Here is a 25,185-nt window from a genome sequence, read left to right on the forward strand (position 1 = left end):
GTAATGCCGAATCCATGCGACGCGCCGGGTCTAATGCCCATTGAAGATGCCAGAAAAATCATCCAGAGCATTGTGGCAAGCAGTCAGTCACTCTTAATAAATGAGCCTTCACAGCGATGTGAGCTGAACGAAGCATTGGATCGCGTTCTTTGTGAAGACATTATCTCGCCAATAAATGTACCTGCATACGACAATTCTGCGATGGACGGGTATGCGCTGCGCTTTTCTGATTTGGCAAATATCAAAGTGCTGACTCAGACCGGAAAAAGCTTTGCGGGCAATCCATTTAAAAAGGCATTGGAGCAAGGTGAATGTGTTCGCATTATGACCGGCGCTCAAATACCGAGTGGCGCAGACACGGTGGTAATGCAAGAAAACACTCGTGCTGAAGGCGATAAAATAACCTTCATAGAATCGGTAAAGCAAGGCAGCGCAATCCGCCCCTGCGGCGACGACATTGCAAAAGATAGCGTGGTACTGAAAAAGGGCAGACGAATCACTCCCATCGATATCGGCTTACTTGCATCTTTAGGTATCAATGATGTCCCCGTGTATCGAAGGCTGAAAGTGGCAGTATTTTCAACGGGTGATGAATTGCTAAAACCAGGAGAAGCTGCAAGAGACGACAGAATTTTTGATTCCAATCGCCCAATGCTCGTCGCTATGCTCAAACGAAGAGGTGTACATGTTATTGACATGGGCATCATTGCCGACAGCAAAACATTGATAAAAGCAGCTTTTGAAAGCGCAGATGCACATGCAGACTGCGTCGTCACCAGCGGAGGAGTATCGGTAGGTGAAGCAGATTATACTCGTGAAATTCTAGAAGAATATGGCAGTGTAGATTTTTGGAAACTCGCCATTAAACCTGGGAAACCTCTAGCCTTCGGACGTTTAAACAAGAGTATATTTTTTGGCCTACCCGGTAATCCTGTATCCTCTGCGGTGACCTTTGATCAAATTGCTGCACCTGCGTTAGACATGATGGCAGGCTGCGGTGACGCCTCTGACACAAGCTTAGTGGCCCAGGCAGCAGGTGCTTTTAGAAAGCGACCCGGACGCACTGACTACCAGCGCGCATTTTACTACGTTGATGATAACGGGAAGCTGAAAGTGAAACAGGCAGGCTCGCAAAGTTCTGGTGTGTTGTCGTGTTTTAGTGATAGCAACTGTTATGCGGTGCTTGAAAACGAACGCGGCGATGTGAAGGCAGACGAGCAAGTCACGATAATGCCGTTTCAAGCTGGCATCACATAATCATTTCTTGCGATAGCCTAGGGACGCCACCAAAATGATCGCCCATACCAAACGAATTATATTGTTCGTATGTGGATGGTTATTTGTAATTTTAGGAATCGTAGGTGTTTTGCTCCCACTTGTGCCTACCACCCCTTTCCTGCTCCTTGCCGCATTCTGCTTTTCAAGAAGCTCTGAGCGCTTCCATAACATGCTACTCAATCATCGCATATTTGGGCCGTCTATCAGAGATTGGAATGATCATGGTGTCATAAAGCTTCACATCAAATGGCTTTCAAGCGTCCTAATGATCACAATGGTGACTTATCCGCTGTTGTTCATGATTAAGAACAACTGGGTACGAGCGTCGGTAGCACTAGCAATAATATGTGTGTTAATTTTTATTTGGACTAGACCCAGCGCTCAAGCTAAGTGATATGGATGGTGGCAAGTAAACACTCGATGCAAACCAAAATGGACACAAAATCGATACTTTTGCGCAAGACGCATGCATACAGGGAACGCCGCTTTATTTCGCCTAACCGACTTTTATATTTTACCTACAATGAAGCGCCTTTTTTATTATCGCCAGCTAACTCCCTATCAAGTTCTTTGAGCTTTAAAATGTCTGCGTTTAACGAACGCTCTACCGTTTTGCGTCCCAAATATGCGACAGGTGCATATGGATGACGTCTTTTGAATAATTTCTTTAAATTCATAGCTGATACCCCTTTCCGGTATGTCATGTAGTTAAACTGCCGTTTTTATAAAAACCTGAAGCAATTTTTGTACCCAATTTCGCATGACTGAGCTAGTGTAACAAAACTGTCATAAAATTGAAATATTTATATATTTTTAATTCAGAAAAGTGGTTTTCGTCACATACATGACGACACTCTGGCTTTCTATGTACATCAAGCGTAGGGCATCTTCGTTCTAGAAGAATGCTAAGTTTTGTCACAAAAAAGCCGCTACAGCGCGGCTTACGACTTTCTTCGATTCACTTAAGTGGCGCAGCACATAGGCCATGCTATGTTGAAAGTGTTTCACATCCTTTCAGGCGGGTATTTTTTAGTCTTATTGATAAAGACCTTGCTCTACTTTTTCCTCATAAGCTTGGTAGGCAGGCAGCGCAATTGCGGCTAACACGCCGATAACAAACACTATCGGTAAAATTAAGCCAGCAATCCATAAGCCGATATGATTGGGTAGTGGCTGAGGACCATAGTTATTGCTACCTTGCGTGCCCCTTGCAAAGAGTATGTATAAGCCAAAAATGATGTTAACCAATGGAATAAACATTATTAGGTAGTACCATGCAGACTTATCAATGTCATGTAAACGACGAATCCCAACAAACACGAAGCCAATCAGCATGAAAAGATACACAATGAATATCATCACCTGACTCATTGAAATTCCTGAATCAACTTCGCTGCTTGTAACGCCGCCAAAACCGAAAATTAGTCCTGCGATGATCGCGAACAAAAGATAAACGCCGCTCGAATAAGCAAGGTAGCGAATGCGACTAATTCATTGTGACCGCGAAAACACATGCACCCTTTCGCAAACTTCAGTGTTTGCGCTGAGCATGTCAGCATCGGGTGTTTGATATAGGTTTGATTCAGTCATAGTTACTTCCTTTATGATTGTAATGGTTTAATCGACGTCCTGTCATTGAACAGACTCGCGGCGCAAGATAGCACTCAAAACAATTAAGTGCACTAAGTGCCATTGATAGTGGAAGAGTGCCTGTCTATTTCAAGTTATCTGGGAGTGAAGTACACGGTGTAAAACAAGCTCCACCTTGCTCATTGTGCTTTACTTTGTATATATGCATGTCGCCTGCAATAAAAAATTGGCTGTTATAACTCGGCATCGACATCAGGTCATATTCAGACGCAGCTCTTGAATCGAGGGCTTAGGCAAAAGCGTTGCGACACACTTCAAAACTAAGAGGTAGTTTTAGTTAAACGCGATTTGACTTAATATAGAAGTGAATGTAGCAAATGTGTTCTATTAACTCACCAAGTTATTGAGGCATGACAATGCGTTCTATAAGTCAAAAAAAAGGCCTAAGTCCAGAGGATTATCTTCGTGGTGAACGTAAAAGCAGCATTAAGCATGAGTTTATAAATGGTGAAGTTTATGCCATGGCAGGTGCGAGTGCTAACCATGAGCGGATCTGTCAAAACCTTACCCGTCGCTTTGGTAATCAATTAGAAGGCTCACCTTACGAACCTTTTGGCTCCGATATGAAAGTGCGAATTAACAATAACTTCTATTACCCAGACGTGCTAGTGGATTGCCATTTTGACGAATCAGAACCCTACTATACGCAGACTCCGGTCATAATTGTGGACGTGGTATCGCCATCCACACGTAAAATGGACGAAAAAACCAAACTCATCGATTATTTAAGCCTACCCAGCCTGCAAGAATATGTGCTGATTGAGCAAGACGTAGCAGACCTTACCGTATACCGTAAAAACGACGACTGGCGCTCCACTCACTATTTTTTAGGCGAAAAGATATATTTTGATTCTATAGATTGCACGGTTAGCGTGGAAGAAATTTATCAGCGTGTGAGAAATGACGATGTGGTGGCGTATATTCGTGAACAAGAGGCGCTATTACAACTCAGTAAGGCTTCACAGAGCTAACGGTGACTACTCGCCAGTAAAATATAAAGAGATGTCCAGTTTTAGTTGACCAGAGCTCAATTTGCCAAGCCCCATTTTTCGATTGCCTCGTTGTCTGAGGCTTTAGAATCGACCCATTTCAAGCCCTGTGGTGTGCCTTCCTGTTTCCAAAGTGGCGCGCTGGTCTTTAGGTAATCCATAATAAATTCGCATGCTGCGAAGGCATTCTTTCGATGCTTTGAGGTCACGCCAACGAACACAATCTGTTCAGACGATGCTATCAAGCCGACTCGGTGAATTAATCGAATATGTCCGAGTTGCCAGCGTTTTTTCGCTTCGGAGCAAATCGTCAGCAAGGATTTTTCCGTCATGCCGGGGTAATGCTCAATGACGATGCTGGAGACGGAGCTTTCAAGATTAAAGTCTCTGACTAAACCCGTAAAGGTAACCACCGCACCATCGCTGTCGGCGTTATCTCTTAAGGCTTGGTATTCATTACAGTGATCGAAGTCTTCCTCTTGAACGGAAATCATGTTAGCCACCCGTGACGGGAGGAAAGAACGCAACCTCATCGCCATCGTTGATTTTTGCATCTTTTGAACAAAGCGTTTGATTAACCGCCACCAGCACATCTTGTTCTGTGAGCCTATTCCAGCTTGCGTCTCGATTAAGTAGCCCATGAATAAGGTCTGAAACGTTACTTTCGCCCGAATACTCAACATTCATCGAGGCGCAATTTAATTGTTCTCGCAAGTTTGCAAACAACTTTACTTTAAGCATTCTCTCCCTCCACGCTTGCAATTAAACCTCATTAGCCGCGACTTTCGCAGGCTTGAGCATCAGCAACTTTTAAATGTGGTATAAAATTACAAGGGCCTTGAGCCCCATCTAACTGTGCTTTTATTATTCCATTATATGCAGTTTTGCATGCCCCTGTTGACCCTGGCATACAAAATATCACCGTATTGTTTGCCAAGCCTGCTAAGGCTCTTGATTGAATAGTAGAAGTACCAATCTCGGTGTAGCTAATCTGCCTAAACAATTCGCCAAAACCTTCAACCTCTTTGTCAAACAACACCGACACCGCTTCGGGCGTCGAATCTCGGTGAGTAAATCCTGTTCCCCCTGTAATTAATATAGCCTGAATCTGAGAGTCTGCTATGTAATCAGAGACTTTTGAACGAATTAAGTAAATATCGTCAATGACAATGTCTCGCCTTAATATCTTATGACCGTCGTCGCTTGCGCTTAAGGCCAAATACTCTCCTGACGTGTCGCTGGCTCTGTCTCGCGTATCAGAAACCGTCAATACAGCAATATTTAGTGAAACAAACTGTTTATTCGCGTGCCCCATTTAAGCTCCCTCTATGCTTGTTAAGTTTTGCTTGCGCTCAAGATCATTATCAAAGTGCTGCGCAGCAAAGCGCCATTGCTCAGGCGTATTCGTGTTAAATAATGTGGTATTGCTAGAGAAACTAAGCTCCAACAAGCCAAAATGCGAACTCAAACGCTCAACGGAATAACACTGAGTGCAGCGCAAGGTATACTCTAGTGTGTATCGAAAATCAGGCGTGTTATGAATAAAATACGGCAGGTTATGCTGTTTAAACCGTGCGTTACAGCGCTTGTCTGTGCCAGAGTCAATAAGTTGCTGAAGGTCAGCGCTTTTCACAAAAGGTAAGTCTACCGGCACAACCAACAAATTATGCCTGATAAAACGATGCGCCATGCTATGAATGCCCGACAAAGGTCCTTTGCCCGGCAATATGTCGGCTAGATGCTGCGGCGCCCCATCATTCCTGCTGATGACCACTTTATCAACATCACTACCTTTTAAAGTATTGACCGTGCGTTCAAGCATCGACTGATTCTCAAGGTTGAGAAGCGCCTTATCCCTTCCCATTCTTGACGAACGCCCCCCGGCCAGCACTACTCCAATCACCTTTCGATTTAACATTTGCTCTAGCCTCCTAACATCGCCAGCTGTTTAGTTGCACCAGTAAACCCTTGGTGCAAAGAGTGCGTTTCTTCTTTTGTTTGCACGTGTGCGCATATAGCCTCAACTGTGGCGTCAACATCTTCATCTTGAAGATAAGGCAAAATGCTTTGTCCTTCTTCCGCAAACAAGCACAAATGTAGTTTACCTTGGGAAGACACGCGCAAACGATTGCAAGTAGTGCAAAAATCCTTGCTGTAAGGCATGATTAAACCAATGTTGCCTTGATACTGTGAGTGTGAAAACTCTTGTGCAGGCCCTGCGTCTTTGCTTCTAATAATGCGTTCCCAGCCTTGCTCTAAGAGCTGCGACTTTATGCTTTCGCCCGCTACATGATTTTGGGCAAAAAACTGCTGATTATCGCCTGTCTGCATAAGCTCTATAAAGCGCCAGGTTACAGGGTGTTCTTTTAAGTAATTAAAGAAGCTTGATAGCTCCTTATAATTAAATTGTTTGAGCATAACGGTATTAAACTTGACTGTTTTTATGCCTGCTTGTATCGCCGCATCTACCCCTTCCAAAATATCTTCCAGCTTGTTTTTTCCGGTGATTGCCGCAAACATCCTTGGGTCGAGGCTATCTGCACTGACATTTAGTGCGTCAAGACCTGCGTTTTTGTATGCTTGCGCATCTTTATTCAAACGAAAAGCATTGGTGGTTAGAGCCACCGTTTCAATTCCGACGGTGTTTTTGCAGATTTGAATAATGTCTGTCAAGTCTCGCCTCAAAGCTGGCTCGCCACCCGTGACGCGTATTTTAGTTGTGCCCATACGCGCAAACGCCCGCACCAAAGTATTAATTTCTTTTAAGCTCATGCCCGATGTTGGCGTATCACAAGCATTGCCTTCAGGTAGACAGTAGTTGCACTTAAAATTACATAACTCGGTAATTGAAAGCCGCAGATATTTAAATTTTCTGCCAAATGTATCTTGTAGTTCCACTTAAACACCTTTCCAATTGATTAGGCTTGCCCACTTTTGAGGCTACCTGTCGGGAGGCGAGCGAGTTTCCTCTGTTCACCTGGCTGTTAACCATTCATTAGCTTATGCAGCTAACCATGAATGGCGTCAGCGGCTTAGACTTCGTAGCATTGAATCCATCTTTTGAACAAAGGCCTTAGAAAGCTAAGCTCGGAGTTTTCTAATAAGTAACAGTTAGTGTGGATGATTTTCTGTGAATATGTAATTGGGCTGAAGGGATACTCAATAGGGAGTAGTTAACATTTAAGAACGTTCGTAAAAAAGCCCGATGTTCAATATTGTGTATCGGGCCATTATGTTTAAAAGCGTATATCAAGCACGCGATTAGAAGCTAAACGTAAGCATTGCCCATAATTTGTTTGTATCAACGGCAAACTCATCTGAGCTAAAGTTTGCATAGCGAACTAACAGTCCAACTTTATCAGCAAGCGGATACGTCGCGTTTAAATTCAGCTCGCTACCAAAATCAATGGAGCCAATATCTGAATCAAACTCGTGCCAAACCGCCAAAAGACCCAATTTCCCGACCTTACCTGAAGCCTTAAAATAAACATCATTAAGGCCAACCCCGGGGGTATTTAAAAACTTATCGGCAAAGCCATTAAACTTATGTAAGGTCGCAAAAGGTGTTGAGAAACCTATACCGTTATCACTGCCCAGCGACTCATAACCAAGCCCTAGCGTGACTGCTGAGATTTTCACACCCGCCTCTAGTGCCAAGTATTGAGCTGAGAAGTCAGTAGGGTTATCTCCGGTATCGGATTGGGTCGCATAAGATGCATGTACTTTTACATTGGAAATATTGGCATCGTAGCTCATACCAAGGGTTCGGGTTGAGATACCAACGGCCGTATCAAAATCTAGCTCATACGCAAATCCAGTCAACTTGTGGTCTTCGTTGATTGGATAGTTGACGTTGAGCAAATGGATATTGCCTTGTAGATCAGCATTTTGACTGTCGGGTCCAAAAATACGATTTACATTGTACACATAGCTATAATCTACATTGAGTTTGTTATCGCCGGCGTACTGCACTCTGTAAGCGTCATAAGTTTGTTCATTTTGACGCCATGCCACGCCGCCAACAAAGCGCTGATCATTGTGGTTAATACGCTGACGCCCGAATGACAAATCCAAATTACCCGTTTTATAGCCAAGGTAGGCTTGGTTAACTTCTGTTAAGGTAGGATCAGCCACCACCGGATACTGAGTGTTGCCATTTACCGTGCTGTTGTAGTTTTCATTGCCAATTGCACTGATATTATCGACTTCAAACACGCCGTAAAAACCCTTTACCTCGGCACTTTTAAAGCTCAAGCGAGATAAGAGTGTGGATGCATTTGCAGTTTTGTCGATATTGTCTTGGTCAACACGCTCGTAACGATAGCGCATTTTAACCTTTGTCTCGCCATCGGTAATGGCACTTTGCACATCCTTCAACACAGCTGTTTGGGCAATCGCCTCTGATGGGAGCAATACGCTTGCGCCAAGGGCTGCACTGATAAGTAACGCTAGATATGTTTTCATTATCAATTTCCTACTGTAATTAACTGCCTGCAGTATACACTCATAGAGATAAATATATGATATATTTCAATAAGATACCCACACTTACTCCGTTCATTACGATATAGGTAAGTGGCGATACCACTTTTGAGAGAGGGACGATGTAGCGTGTGAGTAGATTGAACGCTAGAGGAACAACAGTGGGGTCCGTGAAATGGCTACATTGACCATAAAAACGAAGGTTAATAGCGCAAAGACACCGCAAAGCAACTTAATCCTTCTCGTTTTTCCGTGCTTTATAGCAAAGCTACCTAGAAGGATGTACACCACTAAGGCAAAAAGCTTGGTTGCCAACCATGGTTGAGATGTTGGCCATAGCTGAGCTTGAAACATTAAGTAAACGCCGCAGCTTAATAGCAGTGTGTCCACTATATGCGGTGTCACTTTAACCCAGGCTTGATGTAACAGTGGGCTTTGCGATAGTGACCAAGCAAAGCGTACACAAAAGAACGAAATACTGACAATAGCCAGACTCAAGTGAAAATGTTTGATAATCAGATAGGACAATTTTTCTAACCTTGGTATATTCTTGTTAAAGCGCTTTATGGATACTACAGTCCAACTTACACAACTTAGGAAATATGTGATTTAACGCATGTTTAAAGCTAACACTTTACCTTGTGTAATAACACCCAATCCAGTTTAGGTTAATAAAATGACGACCAAAACGCTCTCTACGGCTGAGGCCATGCGCTACAGTCGCCAAATCCTCCTATCAGGATTTGATTTAGAAAAGCAGGAGCTTCTTATTAACAGCTCTGTTTTGATGATTGGAGCCGGAGGCCTTGGCTGCGCAGCCGCACAATACTTAGTTGCCGCGGGTATAGGTAAGTTAACGCTGGTCGATGACGACACGGTGGAAAACACTAACTTGCAGCGTCAAGTCCTACATTTTGAGGACGATATTGGTGCGAAAAAAGTTGATTCTGCGCTCGCTACCCTTAGCCAAATTAACCACTACACTGAGCTCGTAGGCATCGATAAACGTCTATCGGAAACTGAGCTTGAACCCCTTGTGGATACTCATAACCTTGTTGTGGACTGCACGGATAACCTACAGAGCAGAAATACCCTTAACGACCTATGTTATCGAAACAACACCCCACTGGTTTCGGGTGCAGCCATCCGCATGGAAGGGCAAATTTTTTGTGTGATACCTACATTAAATAGCGCCTGTTATCGCTGCGTTAGTCACTATTTTGGTGAGCAGAATTTATCTTGCGTTGAGTCAGGCGTGATGTCACCCGTGGTCGGCATTATTGGCGCAAGCCAAGCAAATGAAGCCATTAAAATTTTAACCCAATTTGGACAAGCGCCCATTAATTGCTTGCAAATTTTTGATGCTGCGCAATCTCAGTGGGATAGCGTTAGAGTTAATGCGCTTAAGACTTGCCCTACATGTGCCAACCCGCATGAATAAATAGCTAATGAGATACATCATCAGTGCTTGATTTGCTGCTATCTAGGAGAAGCGACCTTGGCGAATATCTACTTCAACCAACACAAAACAAGTTTTCAAGAGTTCTCTATCAACAGTCGAAAAATGGCATCGGTGTTTGAGAAAAGTGGGGTTAAATCAGGCGAAAGCATTGCTTTGTTGCTTCGAAACGACATTGCAATATTCGAGGCTATTGAAGCTTGCCGATATTTAGAGCTTAGTTTTGTGCCGCTTAATTGGCATTCAACCGCTCAAGAACTTCGTCATGTTTTGCTAGACTCAGGTTCAACAATTTTGTTAGCGCACAGTGATTTACTGCATGAGGTACAAGACGCACTTCCTCAAAGCATACACATTATTGTAAAAGAAACGCCAAACAATATTGCAAACCTTTATAAAAGTGTTGCTAGCGGCAAGTCGATTAACAACGCACGCGCAGTCAATTTGTCGCTGGAAATGCAAGAAGCCTTGCCCATTGCATGTCAACCCAAGTCGTTTAAAGGCATGTTTTCGTATACCTCGGGCAGTACGGGCCGTCCAAAAGGAATTCGCCGAGAAATAAACAAAGATAAACCTGATTTGTATGCAGTGTATGAGCAGCTTGCAAAGAGCCTGTTGCAGTTGAATGAAGGGGATCGCTACTATATTTGTGCACCGCTTTATCACAGTGCCCCCAATGCCCTGTCACTTTGTTGTGTGGCTGCCAGAAACGTCGATATATACATTGAGCCCAAATTCGAGGCACAGCATTTTTTAGCCGATATAGAACGCTACAAGATTACGCATGTTTACATTGTGCCGACCATGATGATAAGACTGCTGAAACTCCCCGATGACGTGAAAGCAAAATACGATGTTTCATCATTAAAATATGCTATTTCATCTGGTTCGCCATGGCCTGCAGATGTGAAAGCATCAATGATTGACTGGTTTGGTCCAATATTTTTTGAATCTTACGGGGCAAGCGAAATTGGGTTTATGACACTGATATCCTCGCAAGAATCGATTAAAAAGCCCGGCTCAGTTGGCACTATTCTTACAGGTGGCTCAATCATGATCCTAGATGAAAATCATCAGGAACTTCCAGTTGGAGAGTCTGGATTAATATACGTGTACCTACCTATGTTTGGAGACTTCACATACACCCAAGGAGATGTCAGCAGCCTGCGCTATAAAGGCCATACCACATTGGGTGATGTTGGCTATGTGGACGCTGACGGGTATCTCTTTATCAATGATCGGCAAAAAGATATGGTGATATCTGGTGGCGCGAATATCTTTCCCGCAGAAATTGAAGCCCTTATTTTGCAGATGCCGCAAGTGCTTGACTGCGCAGTGTTTGGCATACCCGATACCGAATTCGGAGAAAAGCTTGTGGCGGCTGTTTGCCTAAAACCGAATCAATCACTTTCACTGGAAGCACTTCACACGTTTTTACAGGGTAAAATAGCCCGCTTCAAATATCCTCAAAAGCTTGATATTCACGACAGTTTACCCAGACAAGACAGCGGTAAAATATTTAAACAAAAACTCAGGGAAGCGTACAATTAAACCTCCCTAAGCTTTGCTTCGGCTAATTTTAAGCCTTCGACTGACGAAGCTCCGCTTGCTCCCAATCTCGTTTAATCTGTGTGCTAGACCAGAAGAAGGTCAATATTGACAGCAAGTAAGGCACACCGAGCAAGGTGAGAGAGAAGCGCAAGGCTTCAGCAGAGCCCATCGATTCGGTGTACATTTGGCTGATGATGCCTACCAAAGTGGGACCTCCACCTAGCGCAATGATATTGAGTACGAAAAAGAACAGCGCCGTAGACATGGCGCGCGCATTAACGGGCGCAAGCGTTTGCGCAATAGCAAAACAGGGTCCTAAGTACATTCCACTGGTGAATAGTAGTATCGCTAACAAAGCAACAGAAACCCAAGGATCGGCAACGTATAATGCAAGTAAGAAGCAGGGTACGCCGATTATCATCGCGTAGGTGGGCATGAGTGCGTAGGCGCGGCGATCTTTCTTGCCCCATTTGTCGGCAATCACGCCCCCTAACCATACACCCACCGCATATGCGGTGCCGTTTATAATACCAAAGACAATAAGCAGTGTTTGTATGCTTACATCGCTGTGAACGCGCACGTAAAAGTCGATGATCCATGTTGAGATAGCGTAACTGCCGAAAGAACCAAACGAGATACCTAAGCACATCCCCCACCATGTAGGGATTTTCAGTAGCGTTTTAACAGCGTCTTTTAGCTTCATGCTTTGAGTTGAGCCGCTCGGTGCTAGCGTGCGAGTAGGTTCTTTGATTGTGAGCTTCATCACAATTGCTAGCAATACGCCCGGGACACCTACTGCAATCATAACCGTACGCCAATCCGCGGCACCGCCTTGTAAAAAGAAGGCTGCAGCAAAGTATGCTGCCATTATTCCAAAGGGGATCCCAAGGGAATAAATCGCAAGCGCTTTTGCGCGTTCAGTAGGTTTATAAAGATCCGATATCATTGAATGACTCGGCGGACTACCGCCCGCCTCACCGATACCAACCGCCACCCTTGCGATTGCCAATTGCGTAAAGTTTTGTGCAAAACCAGATATAGCAGTAAAACCACTCCATACGGTCAAGGATATAGCGACAATATTCACGCGACTATATCGGTCCGCAAGCCACGCAATAGGAATGCCGACCACCGTGTACAAAAGCGCAAACGCAAAGCCTTTTAACCAACCCAATTGGGCGTCATCCAAACCTAAATCTGCCTTTATAAACGGAGACAGGATACCTATGATTTGGCGGTCAATAAAGTTAAATGCGTAGACTAAGGTTAATATTAAAAGTACATACCGACGGTAAGCGATGGAAGGTTCTGTTTGTGCTGCGACCGTGGCGGGTTCATTTGCAGTGCTCAATGCATATTCCTTTTAATGAAGCCGCAATTTGGATTGATAGAACAAAAACCTGCGGCGATGCATCAATGTGTCTCATTTGTAAACAAAACGCCACTTTTTGTGAATTATTTGTGAAAATTAGTCTTGTCTATGAATGGCTTGGTCCATGTAGCCCGCCTACGGGAGCACAAAAAGTGCAAATTACGTGCACTAACCGGGTCGGCCATCGGCTCGGGGCTTGCTAAGAATTGGAAAATAGACCCATGCGAAACAGGCAAAGCTTAAACACCATAAAATGCCAGATATTAACCACAGCTGACTCGTCATATGCGGCGCGCTAGTTTGTGCAACCCCCATTAACGGGCTGCGAATAAAAGCGGCAACAATAATTGCAATAAAAGCAAGCGTCATCAGCGCATGAGGATTAAGCTTTCGACCTGTGTGGCCAAGCGATACTCTTGACATCATCGCAATAATCATACCGCCGATCACGCCTACGGTTAAGCCATGCAAGGCCGCGCTAAAGCTCATCCACTGAAATAAAAAATGACTGCTTATCATGAATAAGCCAATGGGTATAAACAACATCGCAGCGTGCAGTACCCATACCAACGGCACTTTAAAACTCACCCAAGGTCGCCAGCGTAAATTTCGCACTAAATGCAGGCAAGCACTTAGCAAGCAAAGCACACCAAGCAATAATGAGTCTGACTGGAAGAAAAAGACAATTCCAATGACTACCGCCACTAGACTCAACATAGCGGATATTTCAAGCCATTTGAGAGGAAGCACTTTTGTTGTACCGGTGCCATTTGCGGTAAACATAGGGACTACTCTCCCCCCAAGCAGCGCAACCAATAGCGTGCTCAGAAATACCATTGCATAAAACCCTTTGTTTGAGAGCTCGCTTGAAAAGGCAGGTGATGCATCAAGCATAGGCAAGTAGGTCAAAATGTTCGCTATTGTCATTAAGCTCAGCACAGGAATAAACACCATGTTGCGATACTGCTTAATTTTTATAAGTGGTTGCGCCAAGAAAAAGGCGGTTAATGGCAAAAACAACACATCAATCGTCATAACGATAAACACTGAAATATCGAAATTGACAAAGATAAGCACCCGGGCTAACAACCAAACTAAGACTAAAAAAAGCAGCTTCATTCCCTTAATACTGGGTTGCCCTGTCCAAGTTTGTACCGCAGTAAGTAAAAAACCTGAAATAATGGCCGCGACAAAGCCAAATAGCATTTCGTGACTGTGCCACCAAAGCATGCCGTTAAGTGGACTAGGCGCTGCTAGCCCCTGCAAAGCCAACAGCCAAACAAGCATCCCTAACAAGGCAAACAAGCTTCCTAATAAGAAAAACGGTCGAAACCCTAAGCGCAGCAGAGGCGTGAGGGCCAAGTCTTTTTCAGTGATGTTGATGGAAGACATAAGCGGCTAATCCATTTCCAAGAAATTGTGTTGCTGGGCATTTATTACTCGCTGATTGTAACGCTCACGTTTAATCGCAAAATGCATCAGCAGCATGCAAACCGCAAGCACCCCATAGAGCAACATAAAACAAGCACTGTGAACGCCTACCACATCAACGGCGGCGCCAAATAAAACAGGGAGAGTACATCCGCCAAGCGCCCCAAGCATGGCAACCATACCGCCGACGCTACCCATTTGTTGGGGGTAGTAGTCATTAATGAGTTTAAATACACTAGCTCGGCCAAACCCCTGAGCCAGCCCAATAATGAGTAGTAACAAGGTAAATAGCCACACGTTGAGCTCGATGTTTAGTTCAACATCCTTTTCAACGCCGTGGATAGTCATAGTGGTGGGCGGGTAGCTTAAGAAAAATAAACATACGATACAAATCCAAAACACCCCCCAATTGATATTTCGAGCACCAAACTTATCAGCAAACCAACCTCCTGCTGCTCTCGCCATACTAGAACTAATGACGAATAAAAGCGTGAGAATCATCGCTTGATTGAAGCTGAGTTTATAGGCATTAACGTAATACTGCGGTAGCCATAATATGAGCGCCAAAAAGCTGCCAAACACAAAATAGTAATATAAGCCAAAACGCCATACCTTTGGGTGCTTAAGTGGTTTTAAATAGAAACTTATGTTTTTCGGGGTTTTAGCGCTCAAATATAGAGGCGTTTTAGGCGCAATGACTGCAAATAATATGCAGGCGCACAAGACCATTACACTGTAAAATAAGCCAATGTAGTCTAGCCCCCAAATATCCCTGATGTAAGGTACGAGTATAAGGCTTAATGCCGCACCCGCATTTCCTGCCCCAAATACACCCATCGCCGTACCCTGCTCGCTGGAATCGAACCAGTCGCTGATGTAGCGAATGCCGATGGTGAAGGAGACGCCTGAAATACCGAGAATAAGACCAACTAGCACATAAGCTAAGTAGCTTTCAACATTAGGTAAAAAATAGAGCGCAGGCAGTAAAATAAGCATCTGCCAAATTAACAAAGCTTTTGTTGAATAAAGCTCGCAAAGCACTCCAACTGGCAGTCTCAATATTGCGCCAGTTAATATGGGAGCTGAGAGCAACAAGCCAAACTCGGTACTGGAAAGATTCAGGCTGGACTTTAATTCGATACCAATCACTGAATACAGCGTCCACACTGAGAAATTCACAGCAAATATGATGGTTGCCATGACCAGTGCGATGGTTGACTTGCGCTGTTTAATCGCGTTATCCAATGTTGTGTCTTATTTTTTGGCTCATATTTGCAATATAAAGCCTTGTATTTATCTTCGCCATATCCCCAACTAGTCACCTTGACCAAAGAGGGCGATAATTAGTACCCACAAGGTGGTATATGCTCCCTGTTTTTCAGGCTATAGAGATGAGCATCGGTATACCCACAAATAGTGTAGGGTCATTTACATGCTTCTTTCTGTGACTCTAAAGCTTGCATTAGTGCTAAACCCGAGAAGCAAAGCATGTCATGATATCTAAGAGATTCTAGTTGTATTAACGAAGCGTTCAGTTTTATCGTGTTTTCAGCGCTTTGCCTATACGACTTTAGACGAGATAATTTTAATGGCATATGACGGTTCAACATCGCGCGCGCTAAATCTAGTCATTGGTCAATACTCCATCGCGGGTATCAAGACCATAAACGAAGATGCGGCTGGCGCGCACCAACCAGAGCATGAACATGCGCTCGTTAATAAAGGTGTAGCGCTTGCTATTGCCGATGGCGTGAGCAGCGCAGAGGCTGGTAAACAGGCAAGTGAATACGCAGTAAGCAAATTCATAGAAGAATACTTCACTACACCTGACACGTGGTCAGTCAAACAAGCGGGTCAAAAAACGCTGTCGTCAATTAATTTAAACCTCTTCAAAAAAAGTCACGAATTCAGTTCTCAGGAAAAGGGCTTTCTTTGCACTTTTATTGGTGTAATCGTGAAATCCTGCACCGCATATTTTTTCCACGCAGGTGACTCACGTCTCTATCACATTTGCAAAGATGACAAGGGTAAAAAGGTGATGAAGAAAATTACCCGAGACCATACCGTAAATATTGGTGGGGGCAAAAATATTCTGTCACGCGCAGTAGGCATGGATAACGTACTACAAATCGACTTTGGCAAACTTGTCCTTAATGAGAGCGATCAGCTATTGTTAACCACCGATGGCGTGCATGACTTTTTGAGTGAAGATGAAATACTTCAAGTCATTTCAGGCACACAGCCCTGTGAAGCATCACAGCAGCAAGATGCCGAATCAAACTCAGCTCAATCGCTTGACACTATCTGCCAAAGGCTTGGTGACTTAGCGGCAAACAAAGGCAGTGACGACAACATAAGTTGCGTATTGGCTAATATCGTCTCTTTACCCCATGAAAGCAGAGACGACTTCAATTCAAAGCTAACTCGCCTTCCCTTTCCTCCCGATTTAGCACCTGGGATGAAGGTTGATGGCTACGAAATTATTGAAGAACTATTTGCCAGCACTCGCAGCCAAGTCTATTTGGTTAAAGATAGCGAAAGTGATAATACGCTCATCATGAAAACTCCCTCAATTAACTACCAAGACGACGTGCATTACATCGATCGTTTCATTCAAGAGGAGTGGATTGGAAAACGCATTAAAAGTCCTCATACGGTCAAAATTATCACACAAAATCGAGAACGGACATTTCTTTACTATTTGATGGAAAGAGTGCCGGGTATATCGCTCGACAAATGGATGCTGCAAAATCCACTTCCCTCGCCCAAAAACGCGATTGATATTGTCAAACAAATCGCGAAAGCGTTAAGCGCATTACATGAGGCAGAAACAATCCATCAGGATTTAAAACCAGCCAACATCATGATTGATGATAAACGGCATGTAAAGGTGATCGATTTTGGTTCGGTGTTTGTGGCAGGTATTGCAGAAATTTTTACGCCTATTGAACATACGGGCGCGCTTGGCACCGCTACCTATTCCGATCCTTATTATTTGCATGGCCGAAACACCGGCGTGCAGGGAGATATATATGCGCTCGCGACCATTAGCTATGAGCTGTTTACTGGACAGCTTCCCTATGGGGAGAAAATCGAAAAGTGCGAAGCAATGGATGACTTCGATAAACTGCGCTACATCCCAGCCAGTAATTACAACCCGGTTGTACCGCTTTGGTTTGACCGAGCGCTTGAGAAAGGCGTGAGCTTAAAACTGGACAATCGCTATCACCTTTTAGATGACTTTGTCCGCGACCTTACCCATCCTAACCCAAAGTTTTTAAAAGACGACCCGGTTATAGAAAGCAACAAAGGACTGATGTTTTGGCAGATGATGTCTGCGTTTTGGATATTAATGTTGATTATTGTGGTCGTTTTGTTTTCGGCCAACACTTGAGTTTAGCCCATGCCTAGCCTGACTGTACTGCTGTTCCCACTTCAAGCTGCGCAAACCAGTCTAAAAAGCGTTTGATGTTGTCACCGGTGAAGATACGGCCATGTTGAGGACACATCATATCGATTTCCAGTTTACTGATGCGCTCAACCCAGTCATTTTTTGCGCGATTTGAAGGCATCCAGCATTTATGAAAACCTTCCATTAAGGGGATATGAGCGTCAAAGTCCTCGACTTCCATGGGTGCATCGTGCCCCTCTATGGCCGCGCCAACGTCTCCGCTCATTAAGATTTTAGCTTGGGCGTCATAAACATTAAAATTACCAGAAGAATGCAAGTAATGAGCAGGAATAAACTCGACTTCAATATGATCAAGCTGCAACCTTCCACCGCTATCAGGAATACCATTAAATGCCATTTTATCCATTCCAAAGTGGCGTAAAAACCCTTCCCAAATCTGCGGTGAGTGTAAAGTCGCATTGGTAAGAGCTTTATCCCACAATCCTAATGAAGAAATAATGTCTGGGTCTTGATGCGACGCAAACACTTGCGTAATGTTTTCAATCGGGACCTCTCGCACCACACTTGCCAACATTGGCGCAAATAGCTCGATACCACCTGGATCCATCAAGAATCCATGGTTTTGCGTTTTAATCATGTATTGATTGGTATCTATAACACTATTGGGTTTGTCTGGGTCACGACCAAACACAATCCATTCGTGATTGTGCTTAGAATAAATTGTTTTACTTTGCATCTTAGATTTTCGCTCCGCGTGATCGGCCTGTCGCAATTAGCTTAAGCGCGCGCCCTACATTTGATTCAATGCGATTAATGGCGCTTGATATATTGTTTGCATTATCGCTAAGTTGATTTGTATACGCTTTATCTGCTTGCGAGGCTTCAACAAGTGACATTGATGCCAACACTTTGCCTACTTCAAGCTCTTGTTTTAAATCCTCAAGCTCCCTGACTAAGTGACGAACAAGGCTCTCGATATGCTCTGTCTCGTTAGTGACTTCGTTTTTGATATCAGAATATTTTGTTTGCAAACTGTCGAGGTATTCAGCACCCTCACCTTTGTCAAAGGCCCGTTCGAAGTGTTGTTGCGCAGTTTGGGTTTTGACGACTGTCGATGTCAGTTTACTAATGACCATCGCTTGTTTGTTTATCGCATCTGAAGCGTGGATAGTTTTGCGCGCCAGTTGGTCCAAAAACTCTGCTAGCGCCCCAAAACCAGCTGCATCGCTTCCTGCTCTAACAGCAAGTACGGCTGCATTGTTAGATGCCAAAGAAATCTCTTTAGCCACGACCTTCGCCTTATCTAGCTCTGCTGCAATAATTGCAGCAATAACGAAATGCTGAGTGGAATGTGTTTGGATAACCGACGTGATAAAGCTTAACTCGCCAATAACTCGATTGGATTTTCTTGTCGGTCGAATACCACATAACGACGAATATTTTGCCCAGTGCTAACGTCTTCAGTCATTCTATTGAGGTAAGGCTCGGCGTCGTCACTGCTTGGTGGGGTTTTATTGTCACCACTTAAACTAGCAATAAACACAAAGTCCCAGTGTTTATTGATGCTGTCAGCTTCTTTACTGAGTGCGCCGAAACTTGGGACCTCTTCCGGTAGTTTATCGACCACCATAACAGGTGATATGGTGCCTTTTTTGTCATCGCGTTTTGCACTTTTTTTTGTCGCCTCGGCAGACGCAAATAAAAACAACAAGCGCTGCGGGTCGGGTTGCTCATTCGCCATTTCTAGCAAATCACTGAACATTGAAATCATTTGAGAAAGCCTTAGAAAAATACCAAGCTCTAGAGTATTCGGTTTATCCGCGTATGTGAATAATGACTAAGGGGTAAGCTTATACCTCTTAATGGGTATAAGCTTACTTACGATAAGAATTGCGAATACTTGAAGCATTTAGAAACGATAAGTTGCAGACACCCTAAAGTTGCGCGGGGCGCCCGGCTGCACCCATACATCTGCAAATGAGTTTAAGTAGTAAGTCTCATCAAACAAGTTTTCTAGTTCGCCTCGCACAGATAATGACTCACTTATCTCGTAGTTGACGAATGCGCGAGCCAATGTATAACTTGGCAGCTCAAAATCGGTACCGAAGAAACCATTTCTATCGCCTACATAAACGACGCCTCCGCCATACTCGAAAGGTCTGCCTGACAGTTCGCTCTCTTTAACTAGCTGCAGGCTTAACTGATGCTCAGGAATGTTGAGTAATGGGCTCCCAGCTTCTACGGTAAAACCAAAGTTGGCATCGAAAAAAGCGTTTTCAGTTTGCGCATCTACGTAAGAGTACGAAGCCCATAGCATTAATCCGTCGCCAATTTCTCCGTTTAGGTCAATCTCTATACCTTGGCTTTCAGCTTCGCCAATTGCCGCGCTGGTAAAGGCGGTAGGGTCATCAACCACCAGCAGGTTTTCTTGCTCCACCCTGAAAAGAGCAACGGTACCTGTCAGATTTCCATCGTTTAACGTGAATTTGATACCCGCTTCCATAGAGCTTGATTGGTTGGGTTCAAATCCGTTTCCGTCAGCGTCGTTACCCGATAAGGGACGGAAATTTTCGCCATATGCAGCATAAAGCGACAAGGTATCTGTTGTTTGATACACAATGCCAAACTGAGGGCTTACACGGCTTTCTGTTTGGGTAGCTGTGGTGTCTGAGCGTCGGTTAATAAGTTCTTGCTCATAGTCATCAAACCTAGCACCAATACGAATATCGAGTTTGTCAGTAATGCTGATTTGATCTTGAATGAATACACCTAGCGATTCTTGGGTTTCCACACGGTCAGTGTTCGGGCCAGGTGTGGGAAGCGGGTATGCGCCGTATACAGGGTTAAATACGTTGATAAATTGATCACCGCGCACCCGCAAAAACACTTGGTCGTTTTCGAATTCATCCGAATCTATCCCAACAATGAGACGATGTGCTAAACCCGCAAGCTCAAATTCCCCGGTTAGCTCTGCACGAAACACTTGATACGTGGCATCATAGTCGCGTGTTCGTCTAAAGCGATTAATTTCACCGTCTATCACATCACCAAAGCCCGTTTCAGTTGCCGAACCTTCTAAGGACGTGTCACGATAATTGACCCCCACTAGCGCGCTCCAGTTGTCATTAAAGTCGTGCTGATACTCAAGTTGATGGCCTAATACATCTGCTTCCATAGGTCCCTCACCGGGCTCTCCTAAAAAACGACTTTCTGGAATTAATCCGAGAACGCCGTCAATAGCAATAACGCCTCTGTCAAAGGGCACTTCTTGGCGACTATACTCAAGTTCATAGACTAACTGGCTTTTATCATCAATTTGCCACGCTATTGACGGACTCATCGCTCGACGTTTGGTTTCTATAGTATCTCTGAAACTCTCGGCATCCTCATAGTAACCAACGAAGCGGACCGCTATATCATCGGATATTGGCGTTGTGTAGTCTAAATCAACACGGTAAGTATCAAAGCTACCCGCTAGTACACGGATGTTTCCTTCTTTATCAAAAGTTGGGCGTTTGGTTACCAAATTAATTGTGCCGCCGGGCTCACCCCGACCGAAAATTGCTGCTCGGGGGCCTTTTAATACCTCAACTGATTCAATACCCGATAAATCACGCGCTCCACCAAAACCGCGTCCGGCGTTAAAGCCATTTACCAAATAGTTGCTCGGCAAGTTTTCATCTCCCACAAAACCGCGAACCGCAAAGCTGTTCCACAAGCCACCGAAGTTATTTTGACGGGCAACAGAACTTGAAAGATCGAGCGCTTGCGATAAGTCAAATGCGCCCGCATCGATTAACACATCAGAGCTAATCACCAGCTCTGACTGAGGCGTTTCAAGCGTCGAAAAGTTGCCACGATACGCTTGACGTGCACCAATGACTTCGACCCGTTCCACATCTTCTGCGCCAGCTTCAAGGCCTTGAACCGGATTTGAAAGCGCGGGAAATGCAAAAGAAGCGCCGATAAGTGCGGCCAAATAGGTGGGTATACATCCCTTTTTGTGTAACATGGTATTGAACCTTTTTATAAGTATTTAGTGTTTAATTGGAGCCGCTTTGTTTTGTTTGTTCAAAGCGCGGCAAGTCATTTAAATATGATTTGTCGTAAGCGTCTTTATCGGTAAGCCATGGGTAATAAAACATGCGAAGCGAGGCATGAAACGCACGAATTTGCTGTTCGTAGGCTTGTGCAGCCAGCACGTCTGTGTCAGCAAGATTGCTCATCTTTCTCTGGATTAATAGCGGCGGTGAAACTAGAGAAACGTAGCCCGCCAGGCGATGTTTAAGTAAGGTCACGTCTGCGTATTCTTTGGCAAGCGGCAATGCAACCTGGTCACCAACTTGCTGAAAGGCGTAGTACCACATCCAATCGAAGGCCTGCTCATCTACCACATACTCTTCGTATTGCGGGTGGCTGGCAAAAAAAGCATCCATTGTGGTCTGGACCGGCAAGTCCCATGCGTCGTTTACGGTTTCACGCTGAAGTAGCAATATGTCGCCACCTTGCGGCCCATGAACGGATTGCTTTATCGCTAAGTCACCTAAAACGGGGAGGACAAAGGTTAATAGCACCCACAATCCGATTAGGCCTGACGCAATTTTGGGGGCGCTGTTGGACTTTTTACCAAGGTATAAGCTTAAGGCGGTCCAAAAGGCAAAATATAAGATACACCACAGCGTGACAGCGAGTATGTCGCCAAACGCGGCATCGCTAATAATGGCCCCCACATAGAAGGGAATAAGAAAGCACATAGACACAGCGATAAAACGCACGCTGGTTCTCGCGCCCCACAGGGAATAAAAAGACTTGGTCGTAGTGATGAGTAAATCGTGTCTGCCGCTTGAGCGCTCGGATGCTATTAAATCATGGAATAATAAAATCAGAATAAGTGGAGAAAGCGCACTTATCACAAATGTAAAATCGATTTTTCCCGATTGAGCAAGTTCAGCGTTTTGTGCGTCACTTTCGTAAATTTGTCCTTCTAGCGCTAGCATTTTTATGCGGTGCTTCCATGGATAAACGTCTCGCTCACCTAGTGCAGCAAACGCTAAGTTAGAGGGTTCTGAATAGGTAAGATGAAAACTGTAATAGGCCAATGATCCTGGATCATCATACTTAGCTTGTGCCTCTGCCCGGTCAATTTGATCGGCAAGTTTAAGGCGCTCTATGGTCTGGCGTTGGGTGTCAATCTCACTTAATCCGGTGATGACGGAGAATAAAGATACCAATAAACTGCACAATAGCAGAACCACTACATAGCGCTGGCGAAGCATGAAACGCCATTCTCGAACGAGCGAGAAGATCATACTGAATGCCCCCCTGCGGCGCGAATTAACAATATTAGCGCCACTATCCATACAAGCAATTGCCCCAATGCACTGACGCTTTTAAATAAGCGAGTGCTTGCATCATCGATAGTGAATGTAAAATCATCCACGACCTTCCAGTTAGCTGAGCTCACACGCGCACGCTGCCATGCCTCGTCACCGTTATTCCGGTTGATATCGTCAATGTAACTAAGCTGCTCTTTGTGCGCTTGATTCAGGGACTGAACAAAATTAAAACGCAGGTCTTCGGTTTCTCTTATGAAGCGATGATGTGTTTCTATGCTGGTGCCTGCACTTATCATTGAAAGCGAGCGAATAGCAATTTGCGGAGATAACCACCCAAATAGGCGCGCAATCTGCGTTTGCGCCAACTCTTGGGTCATGCGCTGCTCTGCAAATCGATTAAGCACTTTTGTTAATTCCGCCTCAGACGCACTTGCCACGGCGCCTCTGAAGTTAATGGGCAACTCTTCTACCGTTTCAACATCGTATTGTGCTAATAACGACTGCCGAAGCTGTGTAAATGCTGGGTCGTTTGCATTGTGCCCGTCGCCAAGTTTGCGTAACTCGGCAATGACGGCAAAATCTGTCTCTAGCTTTCCTGGTGCTGGTGCGGATACAGACGCGGTCGTGCTTGCGATTCGCGGCATCGCAATACACAGCAAAATCCACATAAAGCTCAATGCGGTAAAGCTTTCGCTGTTTTTTGAAAGCGCAGTTGAGCATAGTAAAACCAAGAGCGCCCACACAAATAAATACAGGCTGTAGGAGACTAAAAAGAAAACCACTACACTCGCTGCTTCGCCTTGAAAAATCGCGAACACGCCAGATAAGAGCAAAGGCAGCATAATGAGCCCAACAACAGACAGCAAAGCTAATCCTTTACCCAAAATTAGCGTGAAGATGGATGTGCCTTGAGCCGACAAAAATGAAAGCGTCTGCGATTCTCGCTCTCGACTAATCGAGCTGTAGCCAATTAGAATCAGAAGCAAGGGCGCTAAAACCTGAAGCACAAAAGCTGGCGATAAACTGCCTAATTTTGTTAAGCCTGTGCTCTGTTTTTGTTCAGCGAACATTGCACTGTTTTGACGATGTCCCTCTAAATAAATAGAGTTGCCCGTGTAAGCATCGACGCCTGGGTCAAGCATACTCAGAGGTGAAGGGGTTCTAAACGCATAATGTCCATAGTGGACCATTCGATGTGGATGTCTGTCTGGCTGTTCCATAAACACATCTTCAGATGTCTTCTGCATACTTTGTCGTTCATGGCTGAGCTCATGCATGTTCACCGCCGTGACCACTACGGACGATAAGCTAAGCACCACGCCAATTATCAATACGACAAGCGCTACTTTTGAACGATACCAATATCGCCATTCATCTTTTGCTACGCTCCACATATGAGGCAAACGGGAGTGATTGTTACTTGCACTGGCAATCATGCTAGTTGAGCCCTCTGGGCAAACGCGGCATGGACTTGCTCAGTGTCAATCTTTCCATTTTGGGGCGCTTCAAACTCACCAACCAATTCACCATTTCTCAGTAAACCGATACGATTAGCGACTTGGCAGGCCCCATAAACATCGTGCGTTACCATCAATATACTGGCGCCAGATGCAGCAAGCTCTCGCACAAGTTGATTGAACTCATCAATAGCAACAGGATCTAACCCGGATGTTGGCTCATCAAGCAAAAATATTGGAGCCTCTCTTAGGAGGGCTAACGCAATCGCTGTTTTTTGGCGCATCCCTTTTGAGTAAGTATTTAAATGACGGTCCCAAGCGCTCTTTTGCAAGGCAACTCTCTCAAAGGCTTGTTCCATATCCTTTTTTGACTTTTCAATACCAGCAAGAGACAAAAAATACGCCACGTTTTCTCGTGCGCTTAAGTGTGGATACAAGCTCGCATTCTCTGGTAGGTAAGCCGTTTTTCGTCTGATGACGTCAATGGCTTCGCCAACTTCATGAGCATCAATTATTGCTTTACCGCTTGCAGGTTTGTTAAATCCTAAAAAGGTCTTGAGCGTAGTAGATTTGCCCGCGCCATTTCCTCCAAGCAAGGCGTATATTTCACCTTTCGCTACTTGAAAATTTAAGTCTATTAGAATGGTTGCGCCGTTAATTTTGACGCTGAGAGATTTTGACTCAATCATGTATTGCGTTTGCGTGACGTCTGACACACTTCATCCTTGCGGGTTATAATATAACATCCATAGTGTAATGATATATTAT

General features: G+C 44.6%; 25 protein-coding genes and 1 riboswitch. Of the genes, 6 read left to right on the top strand and 19 right to left on the bottom strand.

The features are described from left to right. The first annotated feature begins 3 nt into the window (after nt 1–3). Both glp and PN836_RS06725 read left to right on the top strand, forming a co-directional pair. Nucleotides 4–1,257: a gephyrin-like molybdotransferase Glp gene (gene glp, locus PN836_RS06720; RefSeq protein WP_395344479.1), complete on the top strand. Its 1,254-nt coding sequence runs from the start codon at nt 4–6 to the stop codon at nt 1,255–1,257. Nucleotides 1,258–1,291: 34 nt separating this feature from the next. Then, nucleotides 1,292–1,672: a YbaN family protein gene (locus PN836_RS06725; RefSeq protein WP_395344480.1), complete on the top strand. Its 381-nt coding sequence runs from the start codon at nt 1,292–1,294 to the stop codon at nt 1,670–1,672. Between the two features lie 124 nt (nt 1,673–1,796). On the opposite strand, the gene PN836_RS06730 is transcribed toward PN836_RS06725, so the two are convergent. Beyond that, nucleotides 1,797–1,955: a hypothetical protein gene (locus tag PN836_RS06730; protein ID WP_395344481.1), complete on the bottom strand. Its 159-nt coding sequence runs from the start codon at nt 1,953–1,955 to the stop codon at nt 1,797–1,799. A 358-nt stretch (nt 1,956–2,313) separates the two neighbouring features. After that, complete coding sequence (locus PN836_RS06735; RefSeq protein WP_415926391.1) at nt 2,314–2,724, bottom strand: DUF805 domain-containing protein; 411 nt, start codon at nt 2,722–2,724, stop codon at nt 2,314–2,316. 560 nt (nt 2,725–3,284) lie between these two features. On the opposite strand from PN836_RS06735, the gene PN836_RS06740 reads away from it, so the two are divergent. After that, on the top strand, nt 3,285–3,899 hold the full coding sequence (locus PN836_RS06740) for a Uma2 family endonuclease (RefSeq protein ID WP_395344482.1): 615 nt from the start codon (nt 3,285–3,287) through the stop codon (nt 3,897–3,899). A 56-nt stretch (nt 3,900–3,955) separates the two neighbouring features. Here PN836_RS06740 and moaE read toward each other — a convergent pair whose 3' ends face one another. The 7 genes from moaE to PN836_RS06775 all read right to left on the bottom strand — a co-directional run bounded on the left by moaE (nt 3,956) and on the right by PN836_RS06775 (nt 8,927). Further along, nucleotides 3,956–4,411 (bottom strand): molybdopterin synthase catalytic subunit MoaE, encoded by a 456-nt coding sequence (gene moaE, locus PN836_RS06745; RefSeq protein WP_395344483.1) that lies wholly within the window; start codon nt 4,409–4,411, stop codon nt 3,956–3,958. 1 nt (nt 4,412) lies between these two features. Continuing rightward, on the bottom strand, nt 4,413–4,658 hold the full coding sequence (locus PN836_RS06750; RefSeq protein ID WP_395344484.1) for a MoaD/ThiS family protein: 246 nt from the start codon (nt 4,656–4,658) through the stop codon (nt 4,413–4,415). 31 nt (nt 4,659–4,689) lie between these two features. Continuing rightward, nucleotides 4,690–5,232: a molybdenum cofactor biosynthesis protein B gene (gene moaB / locus PN836_RS06755; RefSeq protein ID WP_395344485.1), complete on the bottom strand. Its 543-nt coding sequence runs from the start codon at nt 5,230–5,232 to the stop codon at nt 4,690–4,692. After that, on the bottom strand, nt 5,233–5,835 hold the full coding sequence (mobA, locus tag PN836_RS06760; protein ID WP_395344486.1) for a molybdenum cofactor guanylyltransferase: 603 nt from the start codon (nt 5,833–5,835) through the stop codon (nt 5,233–5,235). It lies immediately after the preceding gene. A gap of 5 nt (nt 5,836–5,840) precedes the next feature. Next, entirely contained in the window at nt 5,841–6,815 is a 975-nt protein-coding gene (moaA, locus tag PN836_RS06765; RefSeq protein ID WP_395344487.1) for a GTP 3',8-cyclase MoaA, read from the bottom strand. Further along, nucleotides 6,805–7,022, bottom strand: a riboswitch (molybdenum cofactor riboswitch). It overlaps the preceding gene by 11 nt. A gap of 156 nt (nt 7,023–7,178) precedes the next feature. Next, the gene (locus PN836_RS06770; RefSeq protein WP_395344488.1) at nt 7,179–8,381 is read right to left on the bottom strand and encodes an alginate export family protein; all 1,203 of its coding nucleotides are present in this window, start codon (nt 8,379–8,381) and stop codon (nt 7,179–7,181) included. A 165-nt stretch (nt 8,382–8,546) separates the two neighbouring features. Next, entirely contained in the window at nt 8,547–8,927 is a 381-nt protein-coding gene (locus PN836_RS06775; protein WP_395344489.1) for a SirB2 family protein, read from the bottom strand. Nucleotides 8,928–9,075: 148 nt separating this feature from the next. On the opposite strand from PN836_RS06775, the gene moeB reads away from it, so the two are divergent. Both moeB and PN836_RS06785 read left to right on the top strand, forming a co-directional pair. Further along, on the top strand, nt 9,076–9,840 hold the full coding sequence (gene moeB / locus PN836_RS06780; protein ID WP_395344490.1) for a molybdopterin-synthase adenylyltransferase MoeB: 765 nt from the start codon (nt 9,076–9,078) through the stop codon (nt 9,838–9,840). Nucleotides 9,841–9,897: 57 nt separating this feature from the next. Next, nucleotides 9,898–11,409: an AMP-binding protein gene (locus tag PN836_RS06785; protein ID WP_395344491.1), complete on the top strand. Its 1,512-nt coding sequence runs from the start codon at nt 9,898–9,900 to the stop codon at nt 11,407–11,409. Between the two features lie 28 nt (nt 11,410–11,437). On the opposite strand, the gene PN836_RS06790 is transcribed toward PN836_RS06785, so the two are convergent. From PN836_RS06790 to PN836_RS06800, 3 genes are all read right to left on the bottom strand, one after another. After that, a complete protein-coding gene (locus tag PN836_RS06790; protein WP_395344492.1) occupies nt 11,438–12,760 on the bottom strand; it encodes a spinster family MFS transporter in 1,323 nt (440 codons plus the stop codon). Nucleotides 12,761–12,949: 189 nt separating this feature from the next. Beyond that, the gene (locus tag PN836_RS06795) at nt 12,950–14,173 is read right to left on the bottom strand and encodes an NnrS family protein (RefSeq protein WP_395344493.1); all 1,224 of its coding nucleotides are present in this window, start codon (nt 14,171–14,173) and stop codon (nt 12,950–12,952) included. A 6-nt stretch (nt 14,174–14,179) separates the two neighbouring features. Next, the gene (locus tag PN836_RS06800; RefSeq protein ID WP_395345510.1) at nt 14,180–15,412 is read right to left on the bottom strand and encodes an MFS transporter; all 1,233 of its coding nucleotides are present in this window, start codon (nt 15,410–15,412) and stop codon (nt 14,180–14,182) included. Between the two features lie 388 nt (nt 15,413–15,800). Between PN836_RS06800 and PN836_RS06805 the strand changes: the two genes are divergently transcribed. Continuing rightward, nucleotides 15,801–17,606 (top strand): protein kinase domain-containing protein, encoded by a 1,806-nt coding sequence (locus PN836_RS06805; RefSeq protein WP_395344494.1) that lies wholly within the window; start codon nt 15,801–15,803, stop codon nt 17,604–17,606. A 13-nt stretch (nt 17,607–17,619) separates the two neighbouring features. Here the strand turns inward: PN836_RS06805 and PN836_RS06810 are convergent, their stop codons facing one another. From PN836_RS06810 to PN836_RS06840, 7 genes are all read right to left on the bottom strand, one after another. Beyond that, nucleotides 17,620–18,360 (bottom strand): MBL fold metallo-hydrolase, encoded by a 741-nt coding sequence (locus PN836_RS06810; RefSeq protein WP_395344495.1) that lies wholly within the window; start codon nt 18,358–18,360, stop codon nt 17,620–17,622. Between the two features lies 1 nt (nt 18,361). Then, entirely contained in the window at nt 18,362–18,913 is a 552-nt protein-coding gene (locus PN836_RS06815; protein ID WP_395344496.1) for a hypothetical protein, read from the bottom strand. Between the two features lie 89 nt (nt 18,914–19,002). Continuing rightward, complete coding sequence (locus tag PN836_RS06820) at nt 19,003–19,395, bottom strand: ribonucleotide reductase subunit alpha (protein ID WP_395344497.1); 393 nt, start codon at nt 19,393–19,395, stop codon at nt 19,003–19,005. Nucleotides 19,396–19,533: 138 nt separating this feature from the next. After that, complete coding sequence (locus tag PN836_RS06825; RefSeq protein ID WP_395344498.1) at nt 19,534–21,636, bottom strand: TonB-dependent siderophore receptor; 2,103 nt, start codon at nt 21,634–21,636, stop codon at nt 19,534–19,536. Nucleotides 21,637–21,667: 31 nt separating this feature from the next. Then, entirely contained in the window at nt 21,668–22,933 is a 1,266-nt protein-coding gene (locus PN836_RS06830; RefSeq protein WP_395344499.1) for a DUF3526 domain-containing protein, read from the bottom strand. Continuing rightward, nucleotides 22,930–24,396, bottom strand: a complete 1,467-nt coding sequence (locus PN836_RS06835; RefSeq protein WP_395344500.1) for an ABC transporter permease — start codon at nt 24,394–24,396, stop codon at nt 22,930–22,932. Before PN836_RS06835 ends, PN836_RS06830 begins: the two co-directional genes overlap by 4 nt. Continuing rightward, nucleotides 24,393–25,133: an ABC transporter ATP-binding protein gene (locus PN836_RS06840; RefSeq protein WP_395344501.1), complete on the bottom strand. Its 741-nt coding sequence runs from the start codon at nt 25,131–25,133 to the stop codon at nt 24,393–24,395. The genes PN836_RS06835 and PN836_RS06840 overlap by 4 nt, the downstream gene beginning before the upstream one ends. Nucleotides 25,134–25,185: the final 52 nt, after the last annotated feature.

Source organism: Ningiella algicola (assembly GCF_028401415.2).
Classification (GTDB): Bacteria; Pseudomonadota; Gammaproteobacteria; order Enterobacterales; family Alteromonadaceae; genus Glaciecola.

Coding starts and splice junctions, on each gene's coding strand:
- glp (WP_395344479.1), top strand. CDS start 4: ATGCCGAATCCATGCGACGCGCCGGGTCTAATGCCCATTGAAGATGCC.
- PN836_RS06725 (WP_395344480.1), top strand. CDS start 1,292: ATGATCGCCCATACCAAACGAATTATATTGTTCGTATGTGGATGGTTA.
- PN836_RS06730 (WP_395344481.1), bottom strand. CDS start 1,955: ATGAATTTAAAGAAATTATTCAAAAGACGTCATCCATATGCACCTGTC.
- PN836_RS06740 (WP_395344482.1), top strand. CDS start 3,285: ATGCGTTCTATAAGTCAAAAAAAAGGCCTAAGTCCAGAGGATTATCTT.
- moaE (WP_395344483.1), bottom strand. CDS start 4,411: ATGATTTCCGTTCAAGAGGAAGACTTCGATCACTGTAATGAATACCAA.
- PN836_RS06750 (WP_395344484.1), bottom strand. CDS start 4,658: ATGCTTAAAGTAAAGTTGTTTGCAAACTTGCGAGAACAATTAAATTGC.
- moaB (WP_395344485.1), bottom strand. CDS start 5,232: ATGGGGCACGCGAATAAACAGTTTGTTTCACTAAATATTGCTGTATTG.
- mobA (WP_395344486.1), bottom strand. CDS start 5,835: ATGTTAAATCGAAAGGTGATTGGAGTAGTGCTGGCCGGGGGGCGTTCG.
- PN836_RS06770 (WP_395344488.1), bottom strand. CDS start 8,381: ATGAAAACATATCTAGCGTTACTTATCAGTGCAGCCCTTGGCGCAAGC.
- moeB (WP_395344490.1), top strand. CDS start 9,076: ATGACGACCAAAACGCTCTCTACGGCTGAGGCCATGCGCTACAGTCGC.
- PN836_RS06795 (WP_395344493.1), bottom strand. CDS start 14,173: ATGTCTTCCATCAACATCACTGAAAAAGACTTGGCCCTCACGCCTCTG.
- PN836_RS06800 (WP_395345510.1), bottom strand. CDS start 15,412: ATGGCAACCATCATATTTGCTGTGAATTTCTCAGTGTGGACGCTGTAT.
- PN836_RS06805 (WP_395344494.1), top strand. CDS start 15,801: ATGGCATATGACGGTTCAACATCGCGCGCGCTAAATCTAGTCATTGGT.
- PN836_RS06810 (WP_395344495.1), bottom strand. CDS start 18,360: ATGCAAAGTAAAACAATTTATTCTAAGCACAATCACGAATGGATTGTG.
- PN836_RS06820 (WP_395344497.1), bottom strand. CDS start 19,395: ATGATTTCAATGTTCAGTGATTTGCTAGAAATGGCGAATGAGCAACCC.
- PN836_RS06825 (WP_395344498.1), bottom strand. CDS start 21,636: ATGTTACACAAAAAGGGATGTATACCCACCTATTTGGCCGCACTTATC.
- PN836_RS06830 (WP_395344499.1), bottom strand. CDS start 22,933: ATGATCTTCTCGCTCGTTCGAGAATGGCGTTTCATGCTTCGCCAGCGC.
- PN836_RS06835 (WP_395344500.1), bottom strand. CDS start 24,396: ATGATTGCCAGTGCAAGTAACAATCACTCCCGTTTGCCTCATATGTGG.